Here is a 23,891-nt window from a genome sequence, read left to right on the forward strand (position 1 = left end):
AAATGGCCTACACTTCATGTGTAAAAGGTGTACACCTTATTTTATTTTACTCTACACTATTTTACAAAAAGCTCTACTGCTTTTCTTTGTTTATTCCTTTTGTTTTAACTAAGCTTACTTTACGTTTTGGTATAGTAAAGTAGACGGTAAACCCTCCCTCCGGTGATGGCTCCGCATTTATTCTACAACCACGTAAACCTGCAAACTCGTCATGGTCGCGGATAATCTGTTTGCATATCAAATATTCGGTTCCTTTTAGCGTACCATCCTCAGAAGCTGTCATGCGGGCCAAATCGGGATAAAAAAGCTGATTAAGTTCTTCTACAGTTTTCTCTCTTCTCCTGTCTGTAAACAAGAAACGAATATACTCACCATCTGCCTTGGCTTCAAGGATTACTTCTCCATCTTCAGGAACAGTAAGGCACTCCTCAATTAAGTTCTCTAACAGGAATTTTAATTGAATTACATCCCCGATAACCTTTTCACTACAGCTTTCTGCGTGGAAAGTTACGGAACTTTGCAGTCGTTTACTCATTTTCCGGAAATATTTCTGCGCATGTATTACCAATTCATCCACTTCTACATTTCCACGGCGGAATGTTACTTCCTCCAACTGCTTTGCAGCACAGGAACTTAGAATATTAAATATACCTTTATAATAATCGATCAGTTCACTGATGGTTTGAATATTTTCTTTTTCCTCCTCAGGAGTAAATGATTTCTTAGCTAGCTTATCTATTATATTCTTTATTTTGCTTGGGTAATAAATAGTTTCGTGTTTTATTGTAGAGAGGCAATTGTCGAGCACCATATTCTGCACGTGCAATAAGCTATCTTCCCACGAAGCCCTGTAAGTATCTTCTTCGGCCGATTCAATATCTCTGTACTTTGTAGCAAGTTTCACAACTGCATTAAACACTACAATTGCCACATAATTGGTTATCAATTCAATAAGCAAACGGTTGCTTTCGCGCTCTTCATCGTTTTGTCTGGAAAAGGCAAGGACGCCAACACAACGAGACGTCTCTCCTACTTCAACCATCAACGGAAGTGCTTGCACATATATATCATACAGATTATTATCATAAAACGGTATTGACTGTAATTTCCCGGCAGCATATTGCTGCGAATCGAAGCAACGTTGCATTACTTCGGTCAGTGTTTCATGCTCTCCCTGAATTTCAACAGAAGTATCATTCCACTCCATTTGATGCGGATAATAAGCAAATTCTAGTCTATGACTATCTTCATTATAAACCCCGATACTCAGCATATCAATGGTAAGCAATTCGTTTATTCCGTCAAAGCAATTATCTACAATGCTACGGGGAATATCGTTGGACGTTAAGGTTGAATTCAGTACTTGTTTGTTAATCTCGAGCACTTGTTCAAGGTTCCATCTGTTTATTAATCGTTTACGGATAAAGAGCAGATAATATCCTATAAAAAAGACAATCAGAATCAATATAAACAAAATAACTGCCACCACTTTATTGTTGGTGGAATGCTCCAGATTACGGCAATATTCCTCAAGAGAATAATCCTCACTTACCAATTTATAAAGCCGTGAGTAAGCAGTATTGTTATATTGATAATTATCCCATTGCTTTAATGCCAGAAAAGCTACTGCGGCTTCGTTTCTAATATCCAGAATGACATAATAATCAGTATCGACCAGTCCGTTCCACCAATTAATTTCGGTAGAAATACCATTCCCCTTTAAGGTCATTACATTGCGTTTGTTTCGATAATTTTTTAAATAATGCTTGTTTAATCGGTCAATAGCAGAGTCGGCATACTGCAATGCAAGTGGATAGTTCTCTATTACATTGCAATAATAAACGGTGTCTGCGAAAAGCGAAGCTTCATTCAGCAATTTGTCATAGGTTTTATCAGACGTTACTGAAGTAGAATCTGCCGGATGATATTCTTTAGTTACAGGTCTTTCCAGTTTGCTGCAAGAGAAAAGTCCGGTAGTTATAAATAAGCAGAGTAATATATCCAGTGTTTTGCGAATACCTGTAGGCAAGCGGAAATAAAACTTGCTACCCTTACCCGGAGTACTCTCAATACTAAACATACAGACTTTGAAAAGATCGTTTGTCTTACGATATTTTTCAATAATACCTTTGCAATTCATCAATCCAAATCCGTGGCCTTTATTCTTCAGAAGTTCCTCCTTGTCGGTCGATTCCATTCCTATCTGACTTGAGTCGTAGACCTTTTCACCCAATATTCGCGCAACATCTTCCTGAGATATTCCCCGACCGGTATCTGAAACCGAGATTTCCACGTAATCATCTTCCGTTTTAGCGCTAACCTGAATAGTTCCACCTTCAGGAGTATATTTCCTTGCGTTTTCAGTAAGAGTATTAATCATGAACATTGTCAGGGCCTTATCTGCTTTAACAATAGCCTTTGTAGGTTCTACTTTGAAAGCTTGATGCTTCATTTCAAAGGTTTTTCTACCTTTAGCCAATACATCGAAAAGTTCATTCAATTCAAAGTTCTCGATATTCAGGTTTAATGAACCTTGCTTCATCTTGATCCAAAGCGCCAGAATATCATTGTACTCATTAATCTTGGAAACTAACTCGTCAATATACTGATATTTCTCGAGCTTAATAGCTTCGTCCTGTATATAACCTTTGGAAGTAAGCTTATGCACTTCGTTAATGATGCGGTCCATAAACGGAGTAATACCATAAACAATAGCCATACATGACTTCTTAATCAGATTCTGACGTTTATTATCGGCAATATGCTGTTCATATACATAGCGTTGTTTCTCAAGTTTAATTCTCTCATCACCCAGCGAAATAAATGTAAGTCCGTTGCCAAGAGTCCAGGCAATATAAGGTGTGATAACATTCATCAGAGCTTTTTCGTCCTTGGTAATTTTGTGACGGGTATAAAGCTCAATAACTCCAATCGGAGTCTCTTCTTTTGGCAAAAAGAGGTTGAATGAAGATTTTATCAAATCATTTTCAATTAGTTCATCCTCAATAATATCTTCATCAATAGACGGATAAATAAATTCTTCAGACTCTGGATCGAATATGCCAATACGTAATGAATAAGCATGAAAAAGCTTTTTTAAATCGGCCTGAATAGCTGTACCAACGGCTGAAACTATTTCGTCTGTACTTCCTATATCTATAGGAATAGAAGCAGTTATGCGCTGGCATACCTCGAGTGTGTTTCTTAATCTCTCAGAATGCTTTCTATTACGTGTTTTTGAACGTGAATTCAGTACCCAGAAAAGGAAAATCAATAAAACGAAACCACTAAAGACAAATAGAGAAAGGATATTCAATTGTCTGTCTTCTTTTTCCAGTTCCTGCGAACGGCTTTCCAGCTCTTTATCCTGACGAGTATAATCAAGAATATCAAGATAAATATTTCGGTTATAGTTTGAAGGAACTTTCATTCCCAATCCGGCATAAGTTACGCTTAACTGTTCCCGGATACGGGCAATCCATTCGGGCACAGTCTTAACGTTATTCTTCGAAATCCAGCTAAGTTCTGTATAAATTGTATCTTGTTCGGAGAAAGGTTTTAGCTGGTCGACTGTGCTTTTTCCGTTTTTATAGTAAAGCTTATGGTGTTTATTTACACAATCCAGCGCTTTACTTAAAGTATCCAGCGCCACACTATAACGACCATGCATATTATAATAACGTCCGATGGTTACGTATGCTCCGGCAATCTGGTAAATATCCTTATACTTCTTAAACTTTTCGAGAGCAACTCGTGCCAGGTTTAACGGCAAAATGGTATCGCTTTCTGCAACTTCATTTTTCGTAAAGTGATAATACGAATTTAAGGTTTGAATAGCCTTAGGGCGTTCATGATAAATAAGATTAAAGATATCTTTGTTTTCAAATAAAGACGAGATTCCCTGCAGGCTGTTCGCTTCAAAATAAATATATTGATTGCGACTCATATTCCAGCACTTGAAGAGTTCATCAAATTCTGTAATATTATTCTGCTCAGCATCCTTCTTTTCAAACAATTCTGCAGAACCTTTTATATAATCATAGTAAAGAATTTGTGCCGTATCAGAGGCCAGGTCTGAATCCTGAACCTGATTAATAGATTGAATAGCTTCGCTTTGCTGCTGCAAATAAAAATAGTAGATTGACGATACAATGAAAAATTCAGAACGGGCATAATTCAAACGTTTCTTATCGTGTACATCAACAAATACAGACTGATCTTCATCAATACGTTTCATTCTCCTAACCGCACTGTTTCGACAGTCATAATATTCCTTATTCATGGATGTCCGTTGGTATATTTTCATTAGTCCTATATCGGCAATAACTAATTCCAGCTCATTCTGGGTTAATCTATATACCTTCTTATAATAGTTCTCTGCCGCATCAAAATCCATCCGCATGAAAGCACAAAATCCCAGATTATTGTAAGCTTCAGCTTTACCCTGATCGTATTCGTCTGCATAATTTATTGCCAGAAGAGCCTCTTTATAAGATGAATCAAGTTGCTTATAACGCAAATCGTAGGAACGTTGGTTAAGAGAATCCAGTAAACGGACTTCCTGTGCAGAAGGTGTTCCCGTGCAAGAAAAGAATACTGAAAGCGCCAGTATTACCGTTAGGAAGTAAAGTATATTACGGAGTTTATTCATTCATATCCCATATTTATTACAAATATAAATAGATTTAAAGTAATATTTATCCGATATCTTATTTAATGCTAGTTAAATCTTATGAAACAAATTTCAGTCTTATGACTTTTACATCTTTAAAAAGTCTATACATACCAATATTTAGGTATATGATAAGACATAAAAATACCACTTGAAAGGGATTGTGAACCATCGACAATCCATCTATATTTGCAAAAGAATTTTCTTGAATAAGTCATTATTTTATCGTAGCCATAATTTTAAGAATAGTGGGTTCTCTCTCGCCGAAGTGATTCGTTGAGAGAGTTTTTTATTTCTTTCAGGATTATATTTGTACAATAATTAATTCATTATAGGTTTCTTACTAATACAAAGAAATGTAACTTAATTACAGCATAAAAAACATCTATTAATAGTATCGCTAAGTTTTTTTTAGTAATTTCGCGGCCGATTTGGTAACCCCGCATTTAGAGTCTATTTTATCCTGATTATGCTCTAAAACTAATATTTCGTGAGCATTCATTCCCTGGAAAGATATGAAATTTCACGATTCATATCTATTACTAAAAAAGCACCTTAAATTTTATTGTCACGAAATTATAAAACAAATTAAGGAAATGGATATTTTTTGGAATACAATTGCTCAGTATAATGCAGGAACCTGGATATATCAGATATTTATATCAGTTATTGCAATTATACTAACTTACTTCTTATTTAAACATCCTACTCAAATTGTAAAATCGGCAATGAAACTATTCCTGGCGTTTCTAAATGCCTGGATTGCAATTGTCTACTATTCTATTTATTGTGAGCCAAGAAGTTATAATAACATGTTTGTTGTATATTGGACAATAATGGCGTTGTTCTGGCTGTATGATTTGTTTTTTGGCCATACATCTTTTGAACGATCATACAAATATGATAAGTTAGCTATAATACTTTGTATATTGCCGTTTATTTATCCGATAATTTCTTTGGTACGCGGCCTTCGATTTCCAATGATGACTTCGCCTGTTATGCCTTGTTCGGTTGCTATTTTCACAATTGGATTATTACTTGCTCATTCTAAAAAAATAAATATCTTTTTAGTTATGTTTTTAACTCACTGGGCTTTAATTGGTTTTACAAAGGTCTATTTCTTTCAGATACCTGAAGATTTTCTTTTGGCCAGCTCAGCTGTTCCGGCTTTATATCTTTTCTATAAAGAATACATCAATTCAAATCTGCATATATCAAGAAAGCCAAAAGCTAAAATTCTAAATTTACTATTGATACTGCTATGCTGCATTATCGGGTTATCTTTCACGATTACCTTGATACATGAATTGTGCGAAATGCCGCGCATTTGATAGATTGAACATTTATTCGTCTTTTATAGTTGATTACATATAAATTAAAGTGCTTAATATGAGGCGCTAATTTACTAAATAAACAATAATTTTACCTCATGGACATTCATGCAGAACTTAAAGAGTTATCGAAGTTTTTATCCGACTACTCTACCAGTCTAATGGCTGTAGGCGTACACACATCGCGTATTGTACGTAACACCTCTCGAATAGCTGAGTCTTTTGGCTATTTCGTTGACATGACGATCTTTCAGAAAACCATTATTATGACTTTGAGAGACAAAGACAATTCACATTCTTACAGCACTGTGAATAAAATCAAGCCAATGGCCTTGAACTTTGAATTAAATGCCCGACTCAGCACATTAAGCTGGGAAGCTTATGATGAGCATTTGTCTATGGATGAATTGAAAGCAAGATATAAGGAAATTATCAGTAACCCTCGAATGAGTAAATGGATGGTTCTTTTCCTGGTTGCATGTGCAAATGCATCTTTTTGCCGTCTCTTTACAGGTGATATACAAGCGATGGGTATAGTTTTCGTTGCAACACTGGCAGGTTTCTTTATTCGTCAGAAATTAACAGAAATGCATCTCAACCATTTATTTGTATTCATTGTTTCTGCGTTTACCGCTTCCATGATAGGTTGTACAGCCGTGCTATACAATATAGGAAATACTCCTGATATTGCTCTTGGAACAAGTGTTCTTTATCTCGTTCCAGGTGTACCTCTCATTAATGGTGTTATTGATGTTATTGAAGGCCATGTTTTAGCTGGCGTTTCACGATTAATTAACGCAGCATTACTTATTATTTGCCTTTCTATAGGTTTGTCATTAACTTTATTATTGTTAGGAGTAAATGCATTATGATAAATTATGATTTTATTGAAGCCATTATATTTGATGGTTTTTTTGCAGCAATTGCATCTATTGGATTTGCAGTAATCTCTAATCCTCCACGCAAAGCTATTCTTGTTTCTGCATTTTTAGCAGCTGTTGGGCACGGACTTCGTTATTGTTTGTTGCATAGTACTTCCTTGGATATTGCTTCGGCATCATTTCTTGCAGCATTTTCTATTGGTATGCTAAGCATTTTCTTTGCAAAGAAAATTCATTGTCCGGCAGAAGTATTCTCTTTCCCTTCTTTATTACCTATGATCCCAGGAATGTTTGCATATAAAACAATTCTTGCCTTAGTGAAATTTATTCAATGCAAAGATGATTCGGCATCAGTGGATATAATAGTAGCAATATTCAGAAATGGTTTAACTGCTACTTTTGTTATGTTTGCTTTGGTGGTTGGTGTTGCAGTACCTATGTTTATCTTCCACAAACAATCATTTGCTGTAACACGTATTTTGAAGTTAGTTAAGAAAGATAGATAAAAAAAGCAAGCCATCGGGATTCATTAAATGAATATTCCCGATGGCCAAGCCCCCCTTTAAACAATTTAAACAAAATAAAGATGCCCTTCTAACCAACCTTTATAAGGGCATTCTTTTATAAATCAAACAGATTGATTTACAATCTGTTTTTTTATTTGCGAGCTTCTTCAATATATCCGAAAGCTTCTTTACACTTAGCTGTTACCCATGCCCAATCATTAGCTGCAACTACATCTTTTGGGAAAAGGTTCGAACCCATACCTACACATGTTACGCCAGCTTTAATCCATGCAGTAAGGTTGTCTTTTGTTGGTTCAACACCACCAGTAACCATTAACATAGACCAAGGCATTGGAGCTTTTACATTCTTAACGAATGAAGGACCACCAACGTTACCTGCAGGGAATACTTTGCAAAGATCGCATCCTACTTCTTGGGCGAAACCGATTTCTGATACAGAGCCACAACCTGGAGTGTATGGAATTAAACGACGGTTACAAACTTTAGCAATTTCTGGGTTGAACAATGGACCAACAATAAAGTTAGCACCTAATTGAATATACATTGCTGCAGTAGCAGGATCAACGATAGAACCAATTCCCAGAATCATATCAGGACATTCTTTTGCAGCCCATTTTACTAATTCTGCAAATACTTCCTGTGCAAAATCGCCACGGTTAGTGAATTCGAACGCACGAACACCACCTTCATAGCATGCTTTTACAACATTCTTTGCTAATTCAACATCCTTATTATAGAAAACGGGAACCATCCCTGTGCTTGCCATTGCATTAAGCACTTGTATTTTTGAAAATCTTGCCATCTTACTTTTATATTATAATGTTATTAACGAGAAACACGACCTGAACCGTCACCTTTCATTAAGTTTTCTACTTCAGAAACAGTTACAAGGTTAAAGTCACCATAAATTGTATGTTTAAGACAAGATGCAGCAACTGCAAATTCCAAAGCTTTCTGATCATCGTTTGGATAAGAAATCAAACCGTAGACAAGACCACCCATGAATGAGTCACCACCACCTACACGGTCAACAATGTGAGTAATGTCATATCTTTTAGATTGTTTCAATGATCCATCAGAGTAAAGAACACCACCCCAAGTATTGTGGTTAGCGTTGATAGAACCACGAAGAGTGATAATTACTTTCTTAGCACGTGGGAATTTAGCCATCATCTGAGTACATACTGATTCAAATTCAGCAGCATTAACTTCACCGTGAGTCGCAGCAACATCAAATCCTTCAGGTTTAACACCAAATACTTTTTCGCAATCTTCTTCATTACCAAGAATTACATCACAACCTTCAACTAATGCAGGCATAACTTCTGCAGCAGTTTTACCATACTTCCAAAGGTTTTTACGGTAGTTAAGGTCGGTAGAAACAGTTACACCCATTTCATTAGCAACTTTGATAGCTTCAAGACAAGCATCAGCAGCACCTTGTGATAAAGCTGGAGTAATACCAGTCCAGTGGAACCATTGAGCATCTTTGAATACTTCTTTCCAGTTAATCATGCCTGGCTGAATAGTTGATATTGAGGAGTTTGCGCGGTCATAAACTACTTTTGAAGCACGAGCTACAGCACCTGTTTCAAGGAAATAAATACCTACACGATCACCACCGAAGATAATTTCTTTAGTTCCAACGTTGTGAGAACGTAAGTCCATAATGCAAGATTCTGCGATGTCATTTTTAGGTAGGCGAGTCACAAATTCAGTTTCCAAGCCATAGTTTGCCAAAGAGACTGCAACATTAGCTTCACCACCACCAAATGTAGCATTAAATTCCTTTGCTTGTGAAAATCTTAAATAACCAGGAGTTGCCAAACGCAACATAATTTCCCCAAAAGTAACAACTTTCTTTCCCATAATTCTATTTTCTATTTAAAATAAATGATTAGTATTTCTATGTTTCAATTTATAATAATCTACGTTTGTTAAACCAATTGACTATAAATGAGTATATTAATAATAAATAATCAACCAAAACAGTCAACTCGTGTACGTGCACAAAGATACGAATATTTTTGTAATTACAAAAATTGTTATATATTTGCGATGAAAAAAAATAAATTATTATTGTGTTCGAACACGAATAATCAATTGTTAAGAACAAAACAAGCTATGGATGAACTGCCGGAAAGAATACGAATAAAAGACATAGCACGCTTAGCCGATGTGTCAGTTGGAACTGTTGATAGAGTAATCCATGGGAGAAGCGGTGTATCTGAAAAAAGCAAAAAGCGGGTTGAAGAGATTCTAGAGCAATTAAACTATCAACCTAACATGTATGCTAGTGCTCTGGCCTCAAATAAAAAATACCTGTTTGTTAGTTTGCTTCCTCAGCATGTAGAAGGGGAATATTGGACTGCAGTAGAAAAAGGTATAACTGATGCGGTAGCTGCTTTTTCGGATTTTAATATTTCTATAAAGATGTGCTACTATGATGCATATGATTATACATCATTCACATCTGCAGGAAATGCTATAATAGCTGAGCATCCTGATGGCGTAATAGTCTCTCCTACTATACCTCAGATTACTCGCAATTTTACAGATCATCTAAATGAGTTTTCTATACCTTATATATTTATAGACTCAAATATTCCTGACCTGCATCCATTGGCTTTTTATGGACAAAACTCAGAAAGAAGTGGATATTTTGCAGCAAAGATGTTAATGCTAATGTCTGATAAAGCTGATGAAATAGTTATTTTCCGCCAAATTAAAGAAGGTATTATAGGATCAAATCAACAGGAAAACAGAGATAAAGGCTTTAGAATTTATATGAAAGAGCATTTCCCTTCTTGTCGTATTACTGAGCTTAACCTTCATCCAAAGTATCCTATTGAAGATGAACAATTACTAGATGCTTATTTTGCTGAACATCCAGAGGTTACATGTGGAATAACATTCAATTCAAAAGTTCACATTATAGGCGAATATCTTGAGAAAAGAGGAATCAAGGAGTTTAATCTGGTAGGTTATGATTTACTGAAAAGAAACGTTACCTGTCTTAAAAATGGTTCTGTTTCTATGTTAATAGCTCAGCAACCTGAAATTCAGGGATATAATGGTATAAAAGCATTATGCGATCAATTGATATTTAAGAAAGAGATAAATTGCATAAACTATATGCCAATAGATCTATTAACTGTAGAAACGGTAGACTTTTATCTTGATTTTCAAAAATAAACTTATCATAATAGAAAATATATGGAAACTAAGTATTTAAAAATTAATCCAGCAGATAACGTAGCTGTAGCTATCTTAAATTTGTCTGCAGGTGAAACCATTTCCGTAAATGGATTGGATATTAAACTAAATGAAGATGTTCCAGCTGGTCACAAATTTGCTTTGAAAGACTTCGCTGTTGACGATCATATAGTCAAATATGGTTATGCTATTGGTCATGCTATAACTCCTATCAAACAAGGTGACTGGGTAAACGAGAAGAAGATCAAGACAAACTTGTCTGGTTTACTTGAATATACATACAATCCAGCTCATGAAACTCTCGAGATTGCAAATAAAAACCTGACTTTCAAAGGTTACAAGCGTAAAAACGGTGATGTTGGTGTAAGAAATGAAATATGGATTATCCCAACAGTTGGTTGTGTAAATGGTATCGTTAATCAATTGGCAGATCAACTACGTCGTGAAACTGAAGGAAAAGGAGTTGATGCTATTGTATCATTCCCACATAACTATGGTTGTTCTCAATTAGGCGATGACCACGAAAATACTCGTAAAATATTACGCGACATGGTTCTTCATCCAAATGCCGGTGCAGTATTTGTAGTAGGTTTGGGTTGTGAAAACAATCAGCTTCCTGCTTTCCGCGAATTCCTTGGCGAATATGATGCAGACCGTGTAGCATTCATGGAAACTCAGAAAGTCGGTGATGAATTTGAAGAAGGTATGGCTATTCTTCGCGATCTTTATTCAAAAGCAAGCAAAGATGTACGTGTTGATGTTCCTCTTTCTGAATTACGTGTAGGATTAAAATGTGGTGGATCAGACGGATTCTCAGGAATTACAGCTAATCCATTACTTGGTATGTTCTCTGACTTTTTGATTGCTCAAGGTGGTACATCGGTTCTTACCGAAGTTCCTGAAATGTTTGGTGCTGAGACAATCTTGATGAACCGTTGTGAGAACAAAGAATTATTTGAGCAGACAGTTCATTTGATTAACGATTTTAAGGATTACTTTATCCGTAATGAACAACCAATTTATGAAAACCCATCTCCGGGAAATAAAGCTGGTGGTATTTCAACATTGGAAGAAAAGTCATTAGGCTGCACTCAAAAATGTGGAAAAAGTGTAGTTAAAGGTGTTATGAAATACGGAGAAAGAATTCAAACTAAAGGTTTGAACTTATTGAGCGCGCCAGGTAATGATCTTGTTGCAGCAACAACTCTTGCGGCATCAGGTTGTCATATGGTTCTTTTCACAACCGGACGCGGAACTCCATTTGGAACATTTGTACCAACCATGAAGATTTCAACAAATTCAAATCTGGCAAATAACAAACCAGGATGGATTGATTTTAATGCAGGGGTTATTTTGGAAAATGAACCAATGGAAAAAACTTGTGAAAGATTTACTGATTATATAATCAAAGTTGCAAGTGGTGAGCCTGTAAATAACGAAAAGAAAAACTATCGTGAAATTGCAATATTCAAAACTGGTGTAACTTTATAAGATATCAATAAAGTTTTTTAGGTCGGAGATGTAGTATAAATTGGTACTGCATCTCCGACTTTCTTTTTATCTGTATTTGCTAATAAAACCTAATTCCAAATTAGAGATATTGAATATTATTGTTTACAGTAAATATATAATTATGATAACCCTAAATTTATATTTTGCTAATATCTAGTAAGTTTCAGCAATACATCTTGAGAATTAAATTTTAAATATTAACCTTAATAATTGTCTATATTTAGGTGATTCTCTCTTCCTTAAATCATACTAATAATCATTCCTGATTTATATATTGAAACATTTCCGTCTATATATTATTTAATTTTGTATAGTTTTAAATAATAAGTTTAATTAAATCTTCAAATTGTTATGAGAAGAGCACTGCACTCCTCTTATTTTATTAAATATCTTTCTATACATATCATTGTTAGCTATGAATATATAACAAAATCAGGGTTCCATCTATAGCTTAATTTTATTATTTACACGATCAGACACAACTAGTATGCCTAAAATTCATGTGTCTACATAATATTTTGCACATACACTTTATATAAAACACAAATGACTAAACTTTACGTGAATGTTTTTTTACTAAAAAAACTGATATTGATATTTATTTTTTCTTGTTCAATTTTGCCAGGTTTTGCTAAATCACGTACCAGTAATGAAGCTCTAATTATTGCTAGTAACTTTTCTCAGAAATCACAAGTCCTAACTAAAACTATTGGTTTGCCAAATTCCACACTAACATTAGCTTACACTTGTAAAGATAGCATTGTTACACGTTCTTCAACCGAAAAAGCATACTATTACGTATTTAATATTGGCGATAATAATGGTTTTATAATCGTTTCTGGAGATGATAGAGCTAAAGACATTCTTGGATATTCTCATAATGGTAAATTCAATTCAGATTCTTTGCCTACAAACTTTTCTGCATGGCTAAATTTCTATCAAAAGGAAATAAAAGCATTATTGAATCAACCTGAAGAATTAAGTTGTACCTCAAATGTTTTACTCAGTACAACTGATAATACCACTGCTAATAAAACAATATATGCAACATCTGTTACTCCACTTCTTGGAGGAATAAAATGGGATCAGGGAACTCCATACAATGAACTCTGTCCTACAATAAGTACAAAATCTACTGAAAGAACTGTTACTGGCTGCGTAGCCACTGCTATGGCTCAAGTAATGAGATATCATCAATGGCCCGTTACAGGTAAAGGATCTAATACATATACTCCGGATGGATATTTTCAAGCTCTTACAGTTGACTTTTCAAAAACAACATACGACTGGAAAAATATGACAGAAACATATAGTAGCTTAAGTACTGCTACTAAAAAAAATGCTGTAGCCACGTTAATGTATCATTGTGGAGTAGCTGTGAATATGGATTATGGTTTTTCCAGCTCTGCTAGTCCGACTAATATGGCCAAAGCTTTAATAAAGTATTTTAACTACGATCCCAATATTCAGACTTATCACAGAGATTATTATAACAGATCAGAGTGGATGAATATGCTTAAAACAGAATTAAATGCTAAACGCCCTGTCCTTTATGCTGGAAATTCTACTGATATAGGACATCAATTTGTTTGTGATGGATATGATAGCAATGATCTCTTTCATTTTAACTGGGGATGGAGTGGTGAATCTGATGGTTATTTTGAATTATCAGCACTAAATCCGTCTGTTCTTGGTATTGGTGGCGGAACCAGTGGAGGGTTTAATTCTGATCAGCTTTTTGTTATCGGAGTACAAAAACCTAATGAAGCATCGATTGCAGCACCTTATCAATTACATTTATATTCACCACTAAAAATCTCTGCAAACTCAATAAGTCGTACAAATACTTTTTCAATTAATGCAGATATCTATAATATGGGAATAACAAATTTCAGTGGTTCTATTGGGCTGGCATTATTCAATGAAAATGGTTTTGTAAAACTGATTAAAAGTTATTCTGTATCGTCTCTTGATACATATAGTGGATGGTCTAATTTAGCATATTCTTCAAGCATACCAACTGATGTAATAAATGGCAACTATAAGCTTTATAGCGTATTTCTACCTTCCGGAAAAACAGAATGGCAAATAATGAGAGGAAAAGTAGGTACAGCCAATTACTTAAATGTAGCAGTTACTTCTTCAAATATAACGTTCAGTGTTCCAAACGTACTTCCAAACTTAACTCTGAACACCTTATCTACTATAGGCAATCTTTATCAAAACAGCACTGGTCGATTTAACGTAAACCTTACAAATACTGGAGGTGAATATAATTCAAACTTAGTTATTTTATTAAAGTCTGCTGTTAACGACTCTATCTCTCAAGTAGTTTGTATGGATCCTGTAAATATTGGTACTGGTGAGACAAAAAGTCTCGACTTTATGGGAAATGTTACATTAACAGCAGGAAAATATTATTTATATGTAATGTATGATCCACAAAATGACAGATCAAATGCAGATACATTTAATAATATAGGTTCTTCTTTAATTGTAGAGATCTTGAATACTTCAATAGAGACGCCGGCTCTAACACTGACTTCTAAGATTTCATTTCCTGATCCATCTCAAGTAAATGGAAATGATGCAATTCTAACTGCTCGCATTAAAAATAACGGAGGATATTTTGAGGATTATGTAGTAGCATTCGTATATCCTGTTAACAGTTATATTGCACTTTCATTTTTTGGATTTCAGAAAATTATTTTAGATAAAGATGAAGAAAAGACAATAACCCTCAGCGGGAATATTGGTCTTGAACCTGGATCGTATTTAACAGCACTGGCTTATAGTACTACATTAGGAAATAGTTATTCATTTATGGATCCTAATGATTATAGTAAAATTGTTTTTACTATAACCGATAATGCTACTAAAGCTACAGATATAGAAAAAACGGAAGAAGCAAAACCACATCTTTACCCTATCCCAGCAACAGATATTCTTTATCTAAAATCTGATGATGTTGTAAAAGCAATCAATATAACGGATCTTTCCGGAAAGTTGGTTTTAAAAATTAATCCTTTAAGAAATGGAGAAATTCCTATACCTATAAATACCCTCAAAGCAGGTGCATACATTCTTCAATCGATAACCGAAACAGAAGAAAAGGTGTGCAAATTTATAAAAAAATGATTTTTACAATATTTGTTAAATAAAAAAGAGTATATGTATTTATTTGCCTATGCTCTTTTTTCTTATATTTACCACTGTTATAACATGATTATAAACTTTTATAACAAAAAGAAGTTGATTGTAATCTATTTCTAATACAAAATTTCAAAATCTAAATCTCAAGAAAGTTTAAGCAGATCTATTTTTATATAACTGCTGTGGATTATTTAACACAAATAACAAATGAAAAAGGCACTACTACTTATAGGATTCCTATTATTCTTTGCAACAAAGATTCTGGCAATATCGCGGACTAGCAGTGAAGCATTAATAATAGCAAACTCTTTCTATCATAAAAAGCAGGTTTCAATAAAAATGATGTCTGCAGATTTATCGACTTTGAAATTAGCCTATACTTGTATCGATGGCATATCTACCAGATCAACTTCTGATAAAGCATATTATTATGTATTTAACAGAGGTGAGAATAATGGTTTTATTATTGTATCCGGAGATGATAGAGCAAAAGATATTTTAGGATATTCCGATAGCGGAAAGTTTGATATAAACTCTTTACCACCTAATTTTTCGGCCTGGCTTAACTTTTACAAAGATGAATTGAAGTATTTGATAGAGCAGCCAGAATCAACAAATACTTCTTCAGTTCAGCTAAGTGAGTCAATCGGTACTGATGTTCGCCAGTCTACTTATTCAACTTCTGTAGCTCCATTATTAGGTGGAATTAAATGGGATCAAGGATCACCATACAATAATCTTTGTCCTATAATTAATGATTCAACATCCGAAAGAGCAGCAACCGGATGTGTTGCCACAGCAATGGCTCAGGTTATGAAATATTATAGCTGGCCTGTTAGTGGAACTGGGTCAAACACTTATACTCCTAATGGGTTTACTACATCTTTAAGCGTTGATTTTTCTAAAGCTACATACGACTGGGCAAATATGACTGATATATATAATAGTTCAAGCACCGCTATTCAAAAGGATGCTGTAGCTACACTAATGTATCATGCGGGAGTTTCAGTAAACATGATGTATGGAGAATATAGTTCTGCATCCTCTTTAAATATGGCTAAAGCTCTAATCGGATATTTTAATTATGATTCAAATATCCAAAGTTATTATAGAGATTATTATTCTAAACCAGAATGGGAAGGTCTGATTAAGGCAGAATTAAATGCTGGTCGTCCGGTTTTTTATGCCGGATATTCAAAAGATACAGGACATCAGTTTGTGTGTGACGGATACGATAATAATGGGTTATTCCATTTTAATTGGGGATGGAGTGGAAGTTCAGATGGTTATTTTGAATTGTCTGTTCTAAATCCATCTTCCTTAGGAATTGGCGGAGGAACAAGTGGAGGATTTAATTATGATCAACTTATTGTTATTGGAGTTCAAAAGCCAAATGCATCATCCACAGTACATCCTTACCAGTTATACTTATATTCGCCATTTAATAATATTCCGGCTTCAATAGACCGTACAAGCGCTTTTACTTTACCAATTAGAATAACAAATTTGGGCATAAATACATTTAATGGTAAGGTTGGATTAGCTTTATATAATGATAACGGATTTGTAAAGTTACTCAGCAGTCGTTCTTCATCGCTCGACACCTATTCTGGATATTATAATCCTTCTTATGCAACCAATATTACTGTCCCTTCTGATGTTGTTAATGGTAATTACATGCTCTACAGTGTATTTCAGCCAACCGATGATTCTGACTGGCAGATTATGAGAGGAAAAGTAGGAACACCCAATTATATAAATGTAAATGTAGCGTCAACTAATATTTTATTTTCAGTTCCAGATATTCGACCTAAACTAGCCTTAAATTCATTAACGGTTAATGGAAACTTATATCAAAACAAAACAGGCAAATTCAATGTAAGTATAGCAAATAATGGAGGAGAATATAATTCATCATTAATTCTTTATTTAAAATCGGCAGAGGATAATGCAACAGAACAATATGTTTCTAATGATCCAATAAATATTGCATCAGGCAGTACTAAGAGTTTTGATATTACTGGAAATATTAAATTAGTTCCCGGAAAATACTATTTATATGTGATGTATGATTATTATAATAATCGCGCATCACAGAGTTATGTAACTCTTGGCGATTCTATAGCTGTTACGGTTTTACCGGAACCTGGAAACCCAATTCTTACACTAACATCTAAAGTATCTTTCCCGGACTCTAACAAAGTTAATAAAAACAATGCAGTACTTACGGCCAAAATAAAGAACATCGGAGGATACTTTAATAACCATGTAATAGCATTTGTATATCCTTCAACAGCTGGAAACTCGCTTACTTATTACGGATATCAGACCTTAGTTTTAGATACAGATGAAGAAAAGGAAGTAACATTCAGTGGCAATATAGATTTAGACCTTGGTTCATATTTAACAGCTGTAACATATTGGGATACAACAATAAATGATTGGAATCTTATTACTCCGAGAGATAATTCTGTCTTAGCGTTTACTCTTGTGGATAGTAGTACTGATATTGAAAGAAATTCATCTTCTAAATTGCTTATCTATCCAAATCCTGTAGTAGATAACTTATTTCTGCAATCTGAAAAGATTATAAAAATAATCAGGATTATGGATATTTCCGGAAAACAAATATTATTTTTGAGACCAGAGAAGAGTGGATTGATTTCAGTTTCTGTAAACGGACTAAGTTCTGGAACTTATGTTCTTCAATGTGAATCTGAAACAGGTATTGAGGTTTGCAAATTTATTAAAAGGTAGAATCAATGTATATGTTTAAACATATTGCTATATTCTATTTGTACAGCTAAAATTTTATAAGAAATGAACAAACAAACACTGAAAACACGCATCTTCTTTTCTCTTCTGCTAATATCAAATATTAGTATCTATGCAAAATCAAGATCTAGTGCTGAAGCGCTTTCTATTGCAAATTCATTTTATCAAAATTCTATCACGACAAAAAGTATAAGTACAAAATCCTCCACGGAAAATGTAGGTTTAACTTTGGCTTATAGCTGTACTGACGGTATAGCAACTCGTTCTTCTAACGAAAATGCGTATTATTATATATTTAATAGAGGAGAGAATAACGGCTTTATTATAATTTCGGGTGATGATCGGGCGAAATCAGTTTTAGGATATTCAGATTGTGGCAGTTTCTCTGCAAAAGTAATGCCCGAGAATTTCAAGAACTGGATGAGTTTATACCAGAAAGAACTCAAGGCACTAGCTGCAACAGATGATGCAACTTCAATAGTGCAATCATCGTCCGTATTATCAGCTACCACAAAGGCAACTTCCTTTTCAACTTCAATTAGTCCGTTGCTTGGAACAATAGCCTGGAATCAGCTTTCTCCATACAATATTCTTTGTCCAAAAGTAGGAACATCACGTGCTCCTACGGGTTGTGTTGCTACAGCCATGGCTCAAATCATGAAATATTATCAGTGGCCTATACAAGGTGCCGGATCAAAAAAATACAAGCCAGATAGTATGAGCGATTCTCTTTATGTGGATTTCTCGAAAACAGCCTATAATTGGTCCAACATGAAAAATACATATAGTGGTAATAGTACTGCTATTCAAGATACAGCTGTTGCAATTCTAATGTATCACTGCGGAGTATCAGTAAGTATGGACTATACAGCTTATTCATCAGCTGCTTATAGTAATTATATTCCAGCAGCGTTAAGCAAATATTTTGGTTATGATTCGAATATACAGATATTTTCGCGTGATTTTTATACTGAAGCTGAGTGGCTTCAGATGATAAAGACTGAATTAAATGCTGGTCGTCCTATATTATATGGTGGTTCCTCCACTAGCGAAGGTGGACACCAATTCATCTGTGACGGTTATGACACGAATAATCTTTTTCACTTTAACTGGGGATGGGGTGGTTACTATAACGGATATTTTGAACTATCTTCATTAAATTACGAGACTCCCGGAATTGGAGGATCTGTTACGGACGGATTTACTGTCTGGCAAGATATGGTAACCGGAATTCAAAAGCCAACTACTACTTCAAGCAAATCATACGAAATCTATTTAATAAAAAAAATAAAGGTTGGGTCCGAAAGCATAACAAGGAGTCAGGCATTCAGTCTTAATTTTGGATATGCCAATTATGGGGGTAATCTATTTAGTGGGAACATTGCATTTGGACTTTATCAGGGTTCAACTTTAGTCTCTGTAATTAAACAATACAGCGTTACTACAGACACATTTGAGGGAAATGATAATCTAACAGTATCAAGATTAGAAATTCCTACTACAGTAGCTAATGGTACCTATCAGTTATATTGTATTTACAAAGCTTCTGATCAAAATAATTGGTCTATATTAAGAGGTAGAGTTGGTACACCTAATTCTTTAGATGTTACAGTGACCTCAACCAATGTTACTTTTGCTACCCCGGATGTTTATCCTAAGCTTGCTCTAACTGGAGCTTTGAGTACTATCGGAAATCTTTATTACGGAAAAGCAGGAACATTTAGTGCTACTATTCAAAACACTGGTGGAGAATTTAATTCTTATCTATCTTTTTATCTGACTTCAACAGAAACAAATAGTACAAGCAAACAAATTAATTATGATCCGATAAATATTCCTTCAGGAGCTACTAAAACAATAGAGATTTCAGAAGACATAACTCTTACTCCGGGTACTTATGTTCTTACTCTTAATTATGATGCTAATAATAATCAGGATAGCCCATCAATGGTTCTTCTAACCCCGAACGAAAATAATTCAAGAAGTGTTCTTATTGAAAACTATGCAACCGGTATTGAAGAAGCATCAATTGATAAATTGAGTGTTTATTCTAATACGGAGAATGATATTATTTATATTCAATCGCCTTCTATAGTTAAATCTATTATGATTTTTGACATATCGGGAAAATCGACTTTATTGAAGAAACCTATGACTACAGGTAATATTCCAATTTCAGTAAGCGATTTAAGCAAAGGCGTTTATTTAATTAAAATAGAGACAGAAGAAGGAAGTTATACTGAGAAATTCTTTAAGAAATAAGTCTTTAACCATAAAATAGAAAGAATAATGAAAATATGTCGTTGCTTGACATTTATTGGTTCACTAATTTTGTTTTCATGCCATTGTAGCAAGAATACAACAACATCTGCAGCGGAATCTGTTCCCTCAACGGACAATATCAATCAGGTTACTCGTGGAGCTAAGGCTATAGTTTATAGAACAAACAGAGATTATTCAAATCTTGTTCCGGTTACAATGAATAGCGAGAAAACAAAAATAATCTCCTATCCTGCTCCAACAGATGTATTCTATAAAGGGAAACTGGCTAAGCCTACTCCATTAAAGAATGGTTATTTATTAGACAATCGTGGAATTAATGAAAATACTGTTTTTCTTAATTACACTTATGAAGAATACAGCCGTTTAACTGAGGCTCCATCATTACAAGAAATGATTTTGCGAGTTGCTGAAAAGAACCCAATGGTAGAAATCATTGATTGTGGTCTTCGTTATCAATATAAAGATGAAATAAAAGAGCTAAATGCACTTATTGACGCAAACTTTCCAGGGTGTAAAAAGGTTATCATAAAAACGCATTCAATCTATCTGGAATAATATAGAATGTATAAAGGCAACTAAGGACATAAGTAAATCATCACTTATGTCCTTTTTTATTTTTAAAAATTAAGAACTACTAAATATAAAGAATGTCAGAAACTTATATTCAATATATATTGTTTAAATAATAAATACATAAATAGATTAGTAAAACTAAAAAAACATCTGTAAGCATGCCAGATCGCAAAGTATTAGCTATCAGCTAAATGACGTGTTATTATTATCTAAAAAATAGAACATATAAAACACTTCTTTAATTCAGAGCTAATTCATTCTCTTTATTATCAACGGACTTTTCGCCCATAAATAATTCTTTAGCCAGAATAGTTTGTAGGGAAAAGATAGTCAGGTTGTACTTATTTTAATTGTTTGTACCGAAATAGTTTAAAACTTAATTTCTATGAACATTCAATTAAAAAGGATAATACAGTTAGTTCCTCTTTTGTTTATATTTGTTTCAAATATAATTGCAACACCGAGAAATAGCCGTGAGGCATTAAGAATTGCCATGTCTTTTTATCAAAAGAATCCAGTTTCTACAAAAAGTATACTTCAAGGAACTTCAACTTTACAGCTGGCTTATACATGTTCAGATGTTGCAACCCGCTCATCGGATAATAATGGATATTATTATGTATTCAATATCGGAAATATAATGGATTTATTATTATTTCAGGTGATGATCGGGCAAAAGATATTTTGGGTTATTCAGATGTTGGCAGTTTCAATATTGACTCTTTGCCACCTAATTTCTCAGACTGGCTGAGATTCTATAAAAATGAGCTACAATATATCATTAAGCAGCCAGAACAGAATAACACATCACTCCTGAAATCTTATTATACATCTGATAATGCGCTAGCAACTTATGCAGCTTTTGTGACTCCTCTTTTAGGAGAAAATAGATGGGACCAAGGCTATCCTTACAATAAGTTTTGTCCTGTTATGACTGATTCAATAAGGGCTGTAACCGGATGCGTGGCTACTTCAATGTCACAGGTGATGAAATATCATAGATGGCCATTAAAAGGAACGGGGTCTAACACATACATTCCCTCTGGGTTTACAGATTCAATTACTGTTGATTTCTCACAGGCAACGTATGATTGGGAGAATATGGCTGATGTTTATAATAAGTTTAGTACGAAAGCCCAGATCGATGCAGTTGCTAAACTTATGTACGATGCCGGAGTTGCAGTTAATATGAATTATGGCATTTTATCAAGTTCTGCATATCCAACAGACATGGCAAGAGCTTTAATTAAAAATTTTGGCTACGATTCAAGGATACAAATGTATAGCAGAGATTATTATTCACAGCCAGAATGGGTTGGTTTATTAAAAAGTGAGTTAAATGAAGGTCGACCGGTATTATACTTTGGCAGGTCCGATGGTTACGGACATGAATTTGTATGTGACGGATACGATAAAAATGGGCTATTCCATTTTAATTGGGGATGGAGTGGTGATTCCAATGGTTATTTTGAATTATCAGTTCTTAATCCTAATTCATTAGGTTTAAGTGGAGGAACCAGCGGCGGATTTAATTATAATCAGAAAATTGTTATTGGTATCAAAAAAGCGAGCAGTTCGTCTGCAATTGCCCCTTATCAGCTGCATTTATATTCACCAATAGCAACTTTGTCTAATTCAGTTAGTCGTAATGGCTCTTTTATTGTAACGACAGATTTTTATAACATGGGAATAAATACATTCAATGGATCTGTTGGAATAGCACTATACAATGATAAAGGAATAGTTTATTTACTACAAAGCCAAACAGTATCATTCCTTGAAACAAATTACGGATATGCAGGTTTTTCTTTTAATACTCAAATCCCGGTTTCTATTTCAAATGGAAATTATAAAATGTATTATGTATTTGAACCAGCAGGAGATTCTAACTGGCAAATAATGAGAGGAAAAGTTGGTACGCCTAATTATCTGAATATATCTGTAACAAATTCAAATATCAGCGTAACCATTCCGGATTTACAGCCGAAACTAATACTCAATTCATTTAATGTTACCGGAAATCTTTATCAGAACAAAACAGGACGATTTAATCTGAGCATTACAAATAATGGAGAAGAATATAACTCGAACATAATTATCCGATTGCAACAGACCTCTAATGATACTGTTATTCAAAAGGTCTGTTCCGAACCGGTTAATATTCCGGCGGGGAAAAGTAAGAATGTAGAATTAGTAGGAGACGTATTGTTGAATCCTGGCACATATTACTTATCTGCATTGTATGATCTTTCTAATGACCGTTTGAATAGTGAAAATTACAGTCTTTTGGGAAATAGCATGGTTGTAAGTCTTTTACCCGAACCTACAGAATTGCCTGTTATTGCACTTACCTCTAAAATTAATTTTCAGGATTCAACAAAGGTTAGCAAAGATAACGTTATTCTTAAAGCTTCAATAAAAAATATAGGTGGCTTCCTGAATAGTTATATTGCTGCTGTAGTGTTCCCTAAATTAGGTGGCATTTCTCTGAGCAATTATGGTTTTCAATCTATTATTCTCGATAAAAATGAGGAAAAGGAAGTTACCTTCCAAGGATCTCTAGATTTAGATCCCGGAGAATACTTAACTGTTCCTTATTTTTGGGATTCTGAAAATTATGAATGGAAAGAAATTACACCGCGTGATTTTGGATGGCTCACTTTTACACTGATTGACAATATTGTTGGAGCTGAGCAGATTAAGACCGACAAGATTAATCTGTATCCGAACCCGGCCACTGACGCGCTGTTTCTTCAGTCGGACAATGTTGTAGAAAGCATTCAGGTTATAGATATATCAGGGAAGCAACTATTATTGCTTAAGCCGATGATTCGTGGAGAGATAGAAATTTCAGTAGAAAGGCTAAGTTCCGGAATGTATACCCTTCGAATTGAAACAGAGAAAGGGGTTACAATTAGTAAATTTATAAAAAAGTAGAGAGGGAAGATATCTAATTTATCCCATTGAG

Annotated in this window: 14 protein-coding genes; 11 read left to right on the forward strand and 3 right to left on the reverse strand. The window is 34.4% G+C overall.

The window, feature by feature from the left end; translation table 11 throughout:
• Positions 1–73 precede the first annotated feature (73 nt).
• A complete protein-coding gene (locus BUC21_RS01130) occupies positions 74–4,651 on the reverse strand; it encodes a DUF5113 domain-containing protein (RefSeq protein WP_073398675.1) in 4,578 nt (1,525 codons plus the stop codon).
• A 617-nt stretch (positions 4,652–5,268) separates the two neighbouring features.
• Here BUC21_RS01130 and BUC21_RS01135 point away from each other — a divergent pair.
• The 3 genes from BUC21_RS01135 (at position 5,269) to BUC21_RS01145 (ending at position 7,390) form a co-directional block, all read left to right on the forward strand.
• Complete coding sequence (locus BUC21_RS01135) at positions 5,269–6,003, forward strand: DUF6064 family protein (RefSeq protein WP_073398676.1); 735 nt, start codon at positions 5,269–5,271, stop codon at positions 6,001–6,003.
• A 98-nt stretch (positions 6,004–6,101) separates the two neighbouring features.
• The gene (locus BUC21_RS01140; RefSeq protein ID WP_073398677.1) at positions 6,102–6,875 is read left to right on the forward strand and encodes a threonine/serine exporter family protein; all 774 of its coding nucleotides are present in this window, start codon (positions 6,102–6,104) and stop codon (positions 6,873–6,875) included.
• Positions 6,872–7,390, forward strand: a complete 519-nt coding sequence (locus BUC21_RS01145) for a threonine/serine exporter family protein (RefSeq protein ID WP_073398678.1) — start codon at positions 6,872–6,874, stop codon at positions 7,388–7,390. The genes BUC21_RS01140 and BUC21_RS01145 overlap by 4 nt, the downstream gene beginning before the upstream one ends.
• 151 nt (positions 7,391–7,541) lie before the next feature.
• On the opposite strand, the gene BUC21_RS01150 is transcribed toward BUC21_RS01145, so the two are convergent.
• Both BUC21_RS01150 and BUC21_RS01155 read right to left on the reverse strand, forming a co-directional pair.
• Entirely contained in the window at positions 7,542–8,213 is a 672-nt protein-coding gene (locus tag BUC21_RS01150) for a bifunctional 4-hydroxy-2-oxoglutarate aldolase/2-dehydro-3-deoxy-phosphogluconate aldolase (RefSeq protein ID WP_073398679.1), read from the reverse strand.
• Between the two features lie 23 nt (positions 8,214–8,236).
• Positions 8,237–9,280 carry a sugar kinase gene (locus BUC21_RS01155; protein WP_073398680.1) on the reverse strand — a complete coding sequence of 348 codons (1,044 nt, stop codon included), beginning with the start codon at positions 9,278–9,280 and terminating at the stop codon, positions 8,237–8,239.
• Positions 9,281–9,535: 255 nt separating this feature from the next.
• Between BUC21_RS01155 and BUC21_RS01160 the strand changes: the two genes are divergently transcribed.
• From BUC21_RS01160 to BUC21_RS01195, 8 genes are all read left to right on the forward strand, one after another.
• Positions 9,536–10,606: a LacI family DNA-binding transcriptional regulator gene (locus BUC21_RS01160; protein WP_073398812.1), complete on the forward strand. Its 1,071-nt coding sequence runs from the start codon at positions 9,536–9,538 to the stop codon at positions 10,604–10,606.
• Positions 10,607–10,627: 21 nt separating this feature from the next.
• Positions 10,628–12,118, forward strand: coding sequence for a UxaA family hydrolase (locus BUC21_RS01165; RefSeq protein ID WP_073398681.1), 1,491 nt, complete (start codon positions 10,628–10,630; stop codon positions 12,116–12,118).
• 612 nt (positions 12,119–12,730) lie between these two features.
• Complete coding sequence (locus BUC21_RS01170; protein ID WP_175550456.1) at positions 12,731–15,277, forward strand: thiol protease/hemagglutinin PrtT; 2,547 nt, start codon at positions 12,731–12,733, stop codon at positions 15,275–15,277.
• Between the two features lie 222 nt (positions 15,278–15,499).
• The gene (locus BUC21_RS01175) at positions 15,500–18,049 is read left to right on the forward strand and encodes a C10 family peptidase (RefSeq protein ID WP_073398683.1); all 2,550 of its coding nucleotides are present in this window, start codon (positions 15,500–15,502) and stop codon (positions 18,047–18,049) included.
• Positions 18,050–18,112: 63 nt separating this feature from the next.
• Entirely contained in the window at positions 18,113–20,329 is a 2,217-nt protein-coding gene (locus BUC21_RS01180; RefSeq protein WP_073398684.1) for a C10 family peptidase, read from the forward strand.
• A 27-nt stretch (positions 20,330–20,356) separates the two neighbouring features.
• Complete coding sequence (locus BUC21_RS01185; protein ID WP_073398685.1) at positions 20,357–20,905, forward strand: hypothetical protein; 549 nt, start codon at positions 20,357–20,359, stop codon at positions 20,903–20,905.
• Positions 20,906–21,308: 403 nt separating this feature from the next.
• Positions 21,309–21,674: a hypothetical protein gene (locus BUC21_RS01190; RefSeq protein WP_073398686.1), complete on the forward strand. Its 366-nt coding sequence runs from the start codon at positions 21,309–21,311 to the stop codon at positions 21,672–21,674.
• The gene (locus tag BUC21_RS01195; protein ID WP_073398687.1) at positions 21,608–23,860 is read left to right on the forward strand and encodes a C10 family peptidase; all 2,253 of its coding nucleotides are present in this window, start codon (positions 21,608–21,610) and stop codon (positions 23,858–23,860) included. Before BUC21_RS01190 ends, BUC21_RS01195 begins: the two co-directional genes overlap by 67 nt.
• The last annotated feature ends 31 nt before the right edge of the window (positions 23,861–23,891 follow it).

Origin of the sequence: Bacteroides luti, assembly GCF_900128905.1 — a bacterium.
Taxonomy (GTDB): domain Bacteria; phylum Bacteroidota; class Bacteroidia; order Bacteroidales; family Bacteroidaceae; genus Bacteroides; species Bacteroides luti.

Coding starts and splice junctions, on each gene's coding strand:
- BUC21_RS01130 (WP_073398675.1), bottom strand. CDS start 4,651: ATGAATAAACTCCGTAATATACTTTACTTCCTAACGGTAATACTGGCG.
- BUC21_RS01165 (WP_073398681.1), top strand. CDS start 10,628: ATGGAAACTAAGTATTTAAAAATTAATCCAGCAGATAACGTAGCTGTA.
- BUC21_RS01155 (WP_073398680.1), bottom strand. CDS start 9,280: ATGGGAAAGAAAGTTGTTACTTTTGGGGAAATTATGTTGCGTTTGGCA.
- BUC21_RS01135 (WP_073398676.1), top strand. CDS start 5,269: ATGGATATTTTTTGGAATACAATTGCTCAGTATAATGCAGGAACCTGG.
- BUC21_RS01150 (WP_073398679.1), bottom strand. CDS start 8,213: ATGGCAAGATTTTCAAAAATACAAGTGCTTAATGCAATGGCAAGCACA.
- BUC21_RS01140 (WP_073398677.1), top strand. CDS start 6,102: ATGGACATTCATGCAGAACTTAAAGAGTTATCGAAGTTTTTATCCGAC.
- BUC21_RS01145 (WP_073398678.1), top strand. CDS start 6,872: ATGATAAATTATGATTTTATTGAAGCCATTATATTTGATGGTTTTTTT.
- BUC21_RS01160 (WP_073398812.1), top strand. CDS start 9,536: ATGGATGAACTGCCGGAAAGAATACGAATAAAAGACATAGCACGCTTA.
- BUC21_RS01185 (WP_073398685.1), top strand. CDS start 20,357: ATGAAAATATGTCGTTGCTTGACATTTATTGGTTCACTAATTTTGTTT.
- BUC21_RS01190 (WP_073398686.1), top strand. CDS start 21,309: ATGAACATTCAATTAAAAAGGATAATACAGTTAGTTCCTCTTTTGTTT.
- BUC21_RS01175 (WP_073398683.1), top strand. CDS start 15,500: ATGAAAAAGGCACTACTACTTATAGGATTCCTATTATTCTTTGCAACA.
- BUC21_RS01180 (WP_073398684.1), top strand. CDS start 18,113: ATGAACAAACAAACACTGAAAACACGCATCTTCTTTTCTCTTCTGCTA.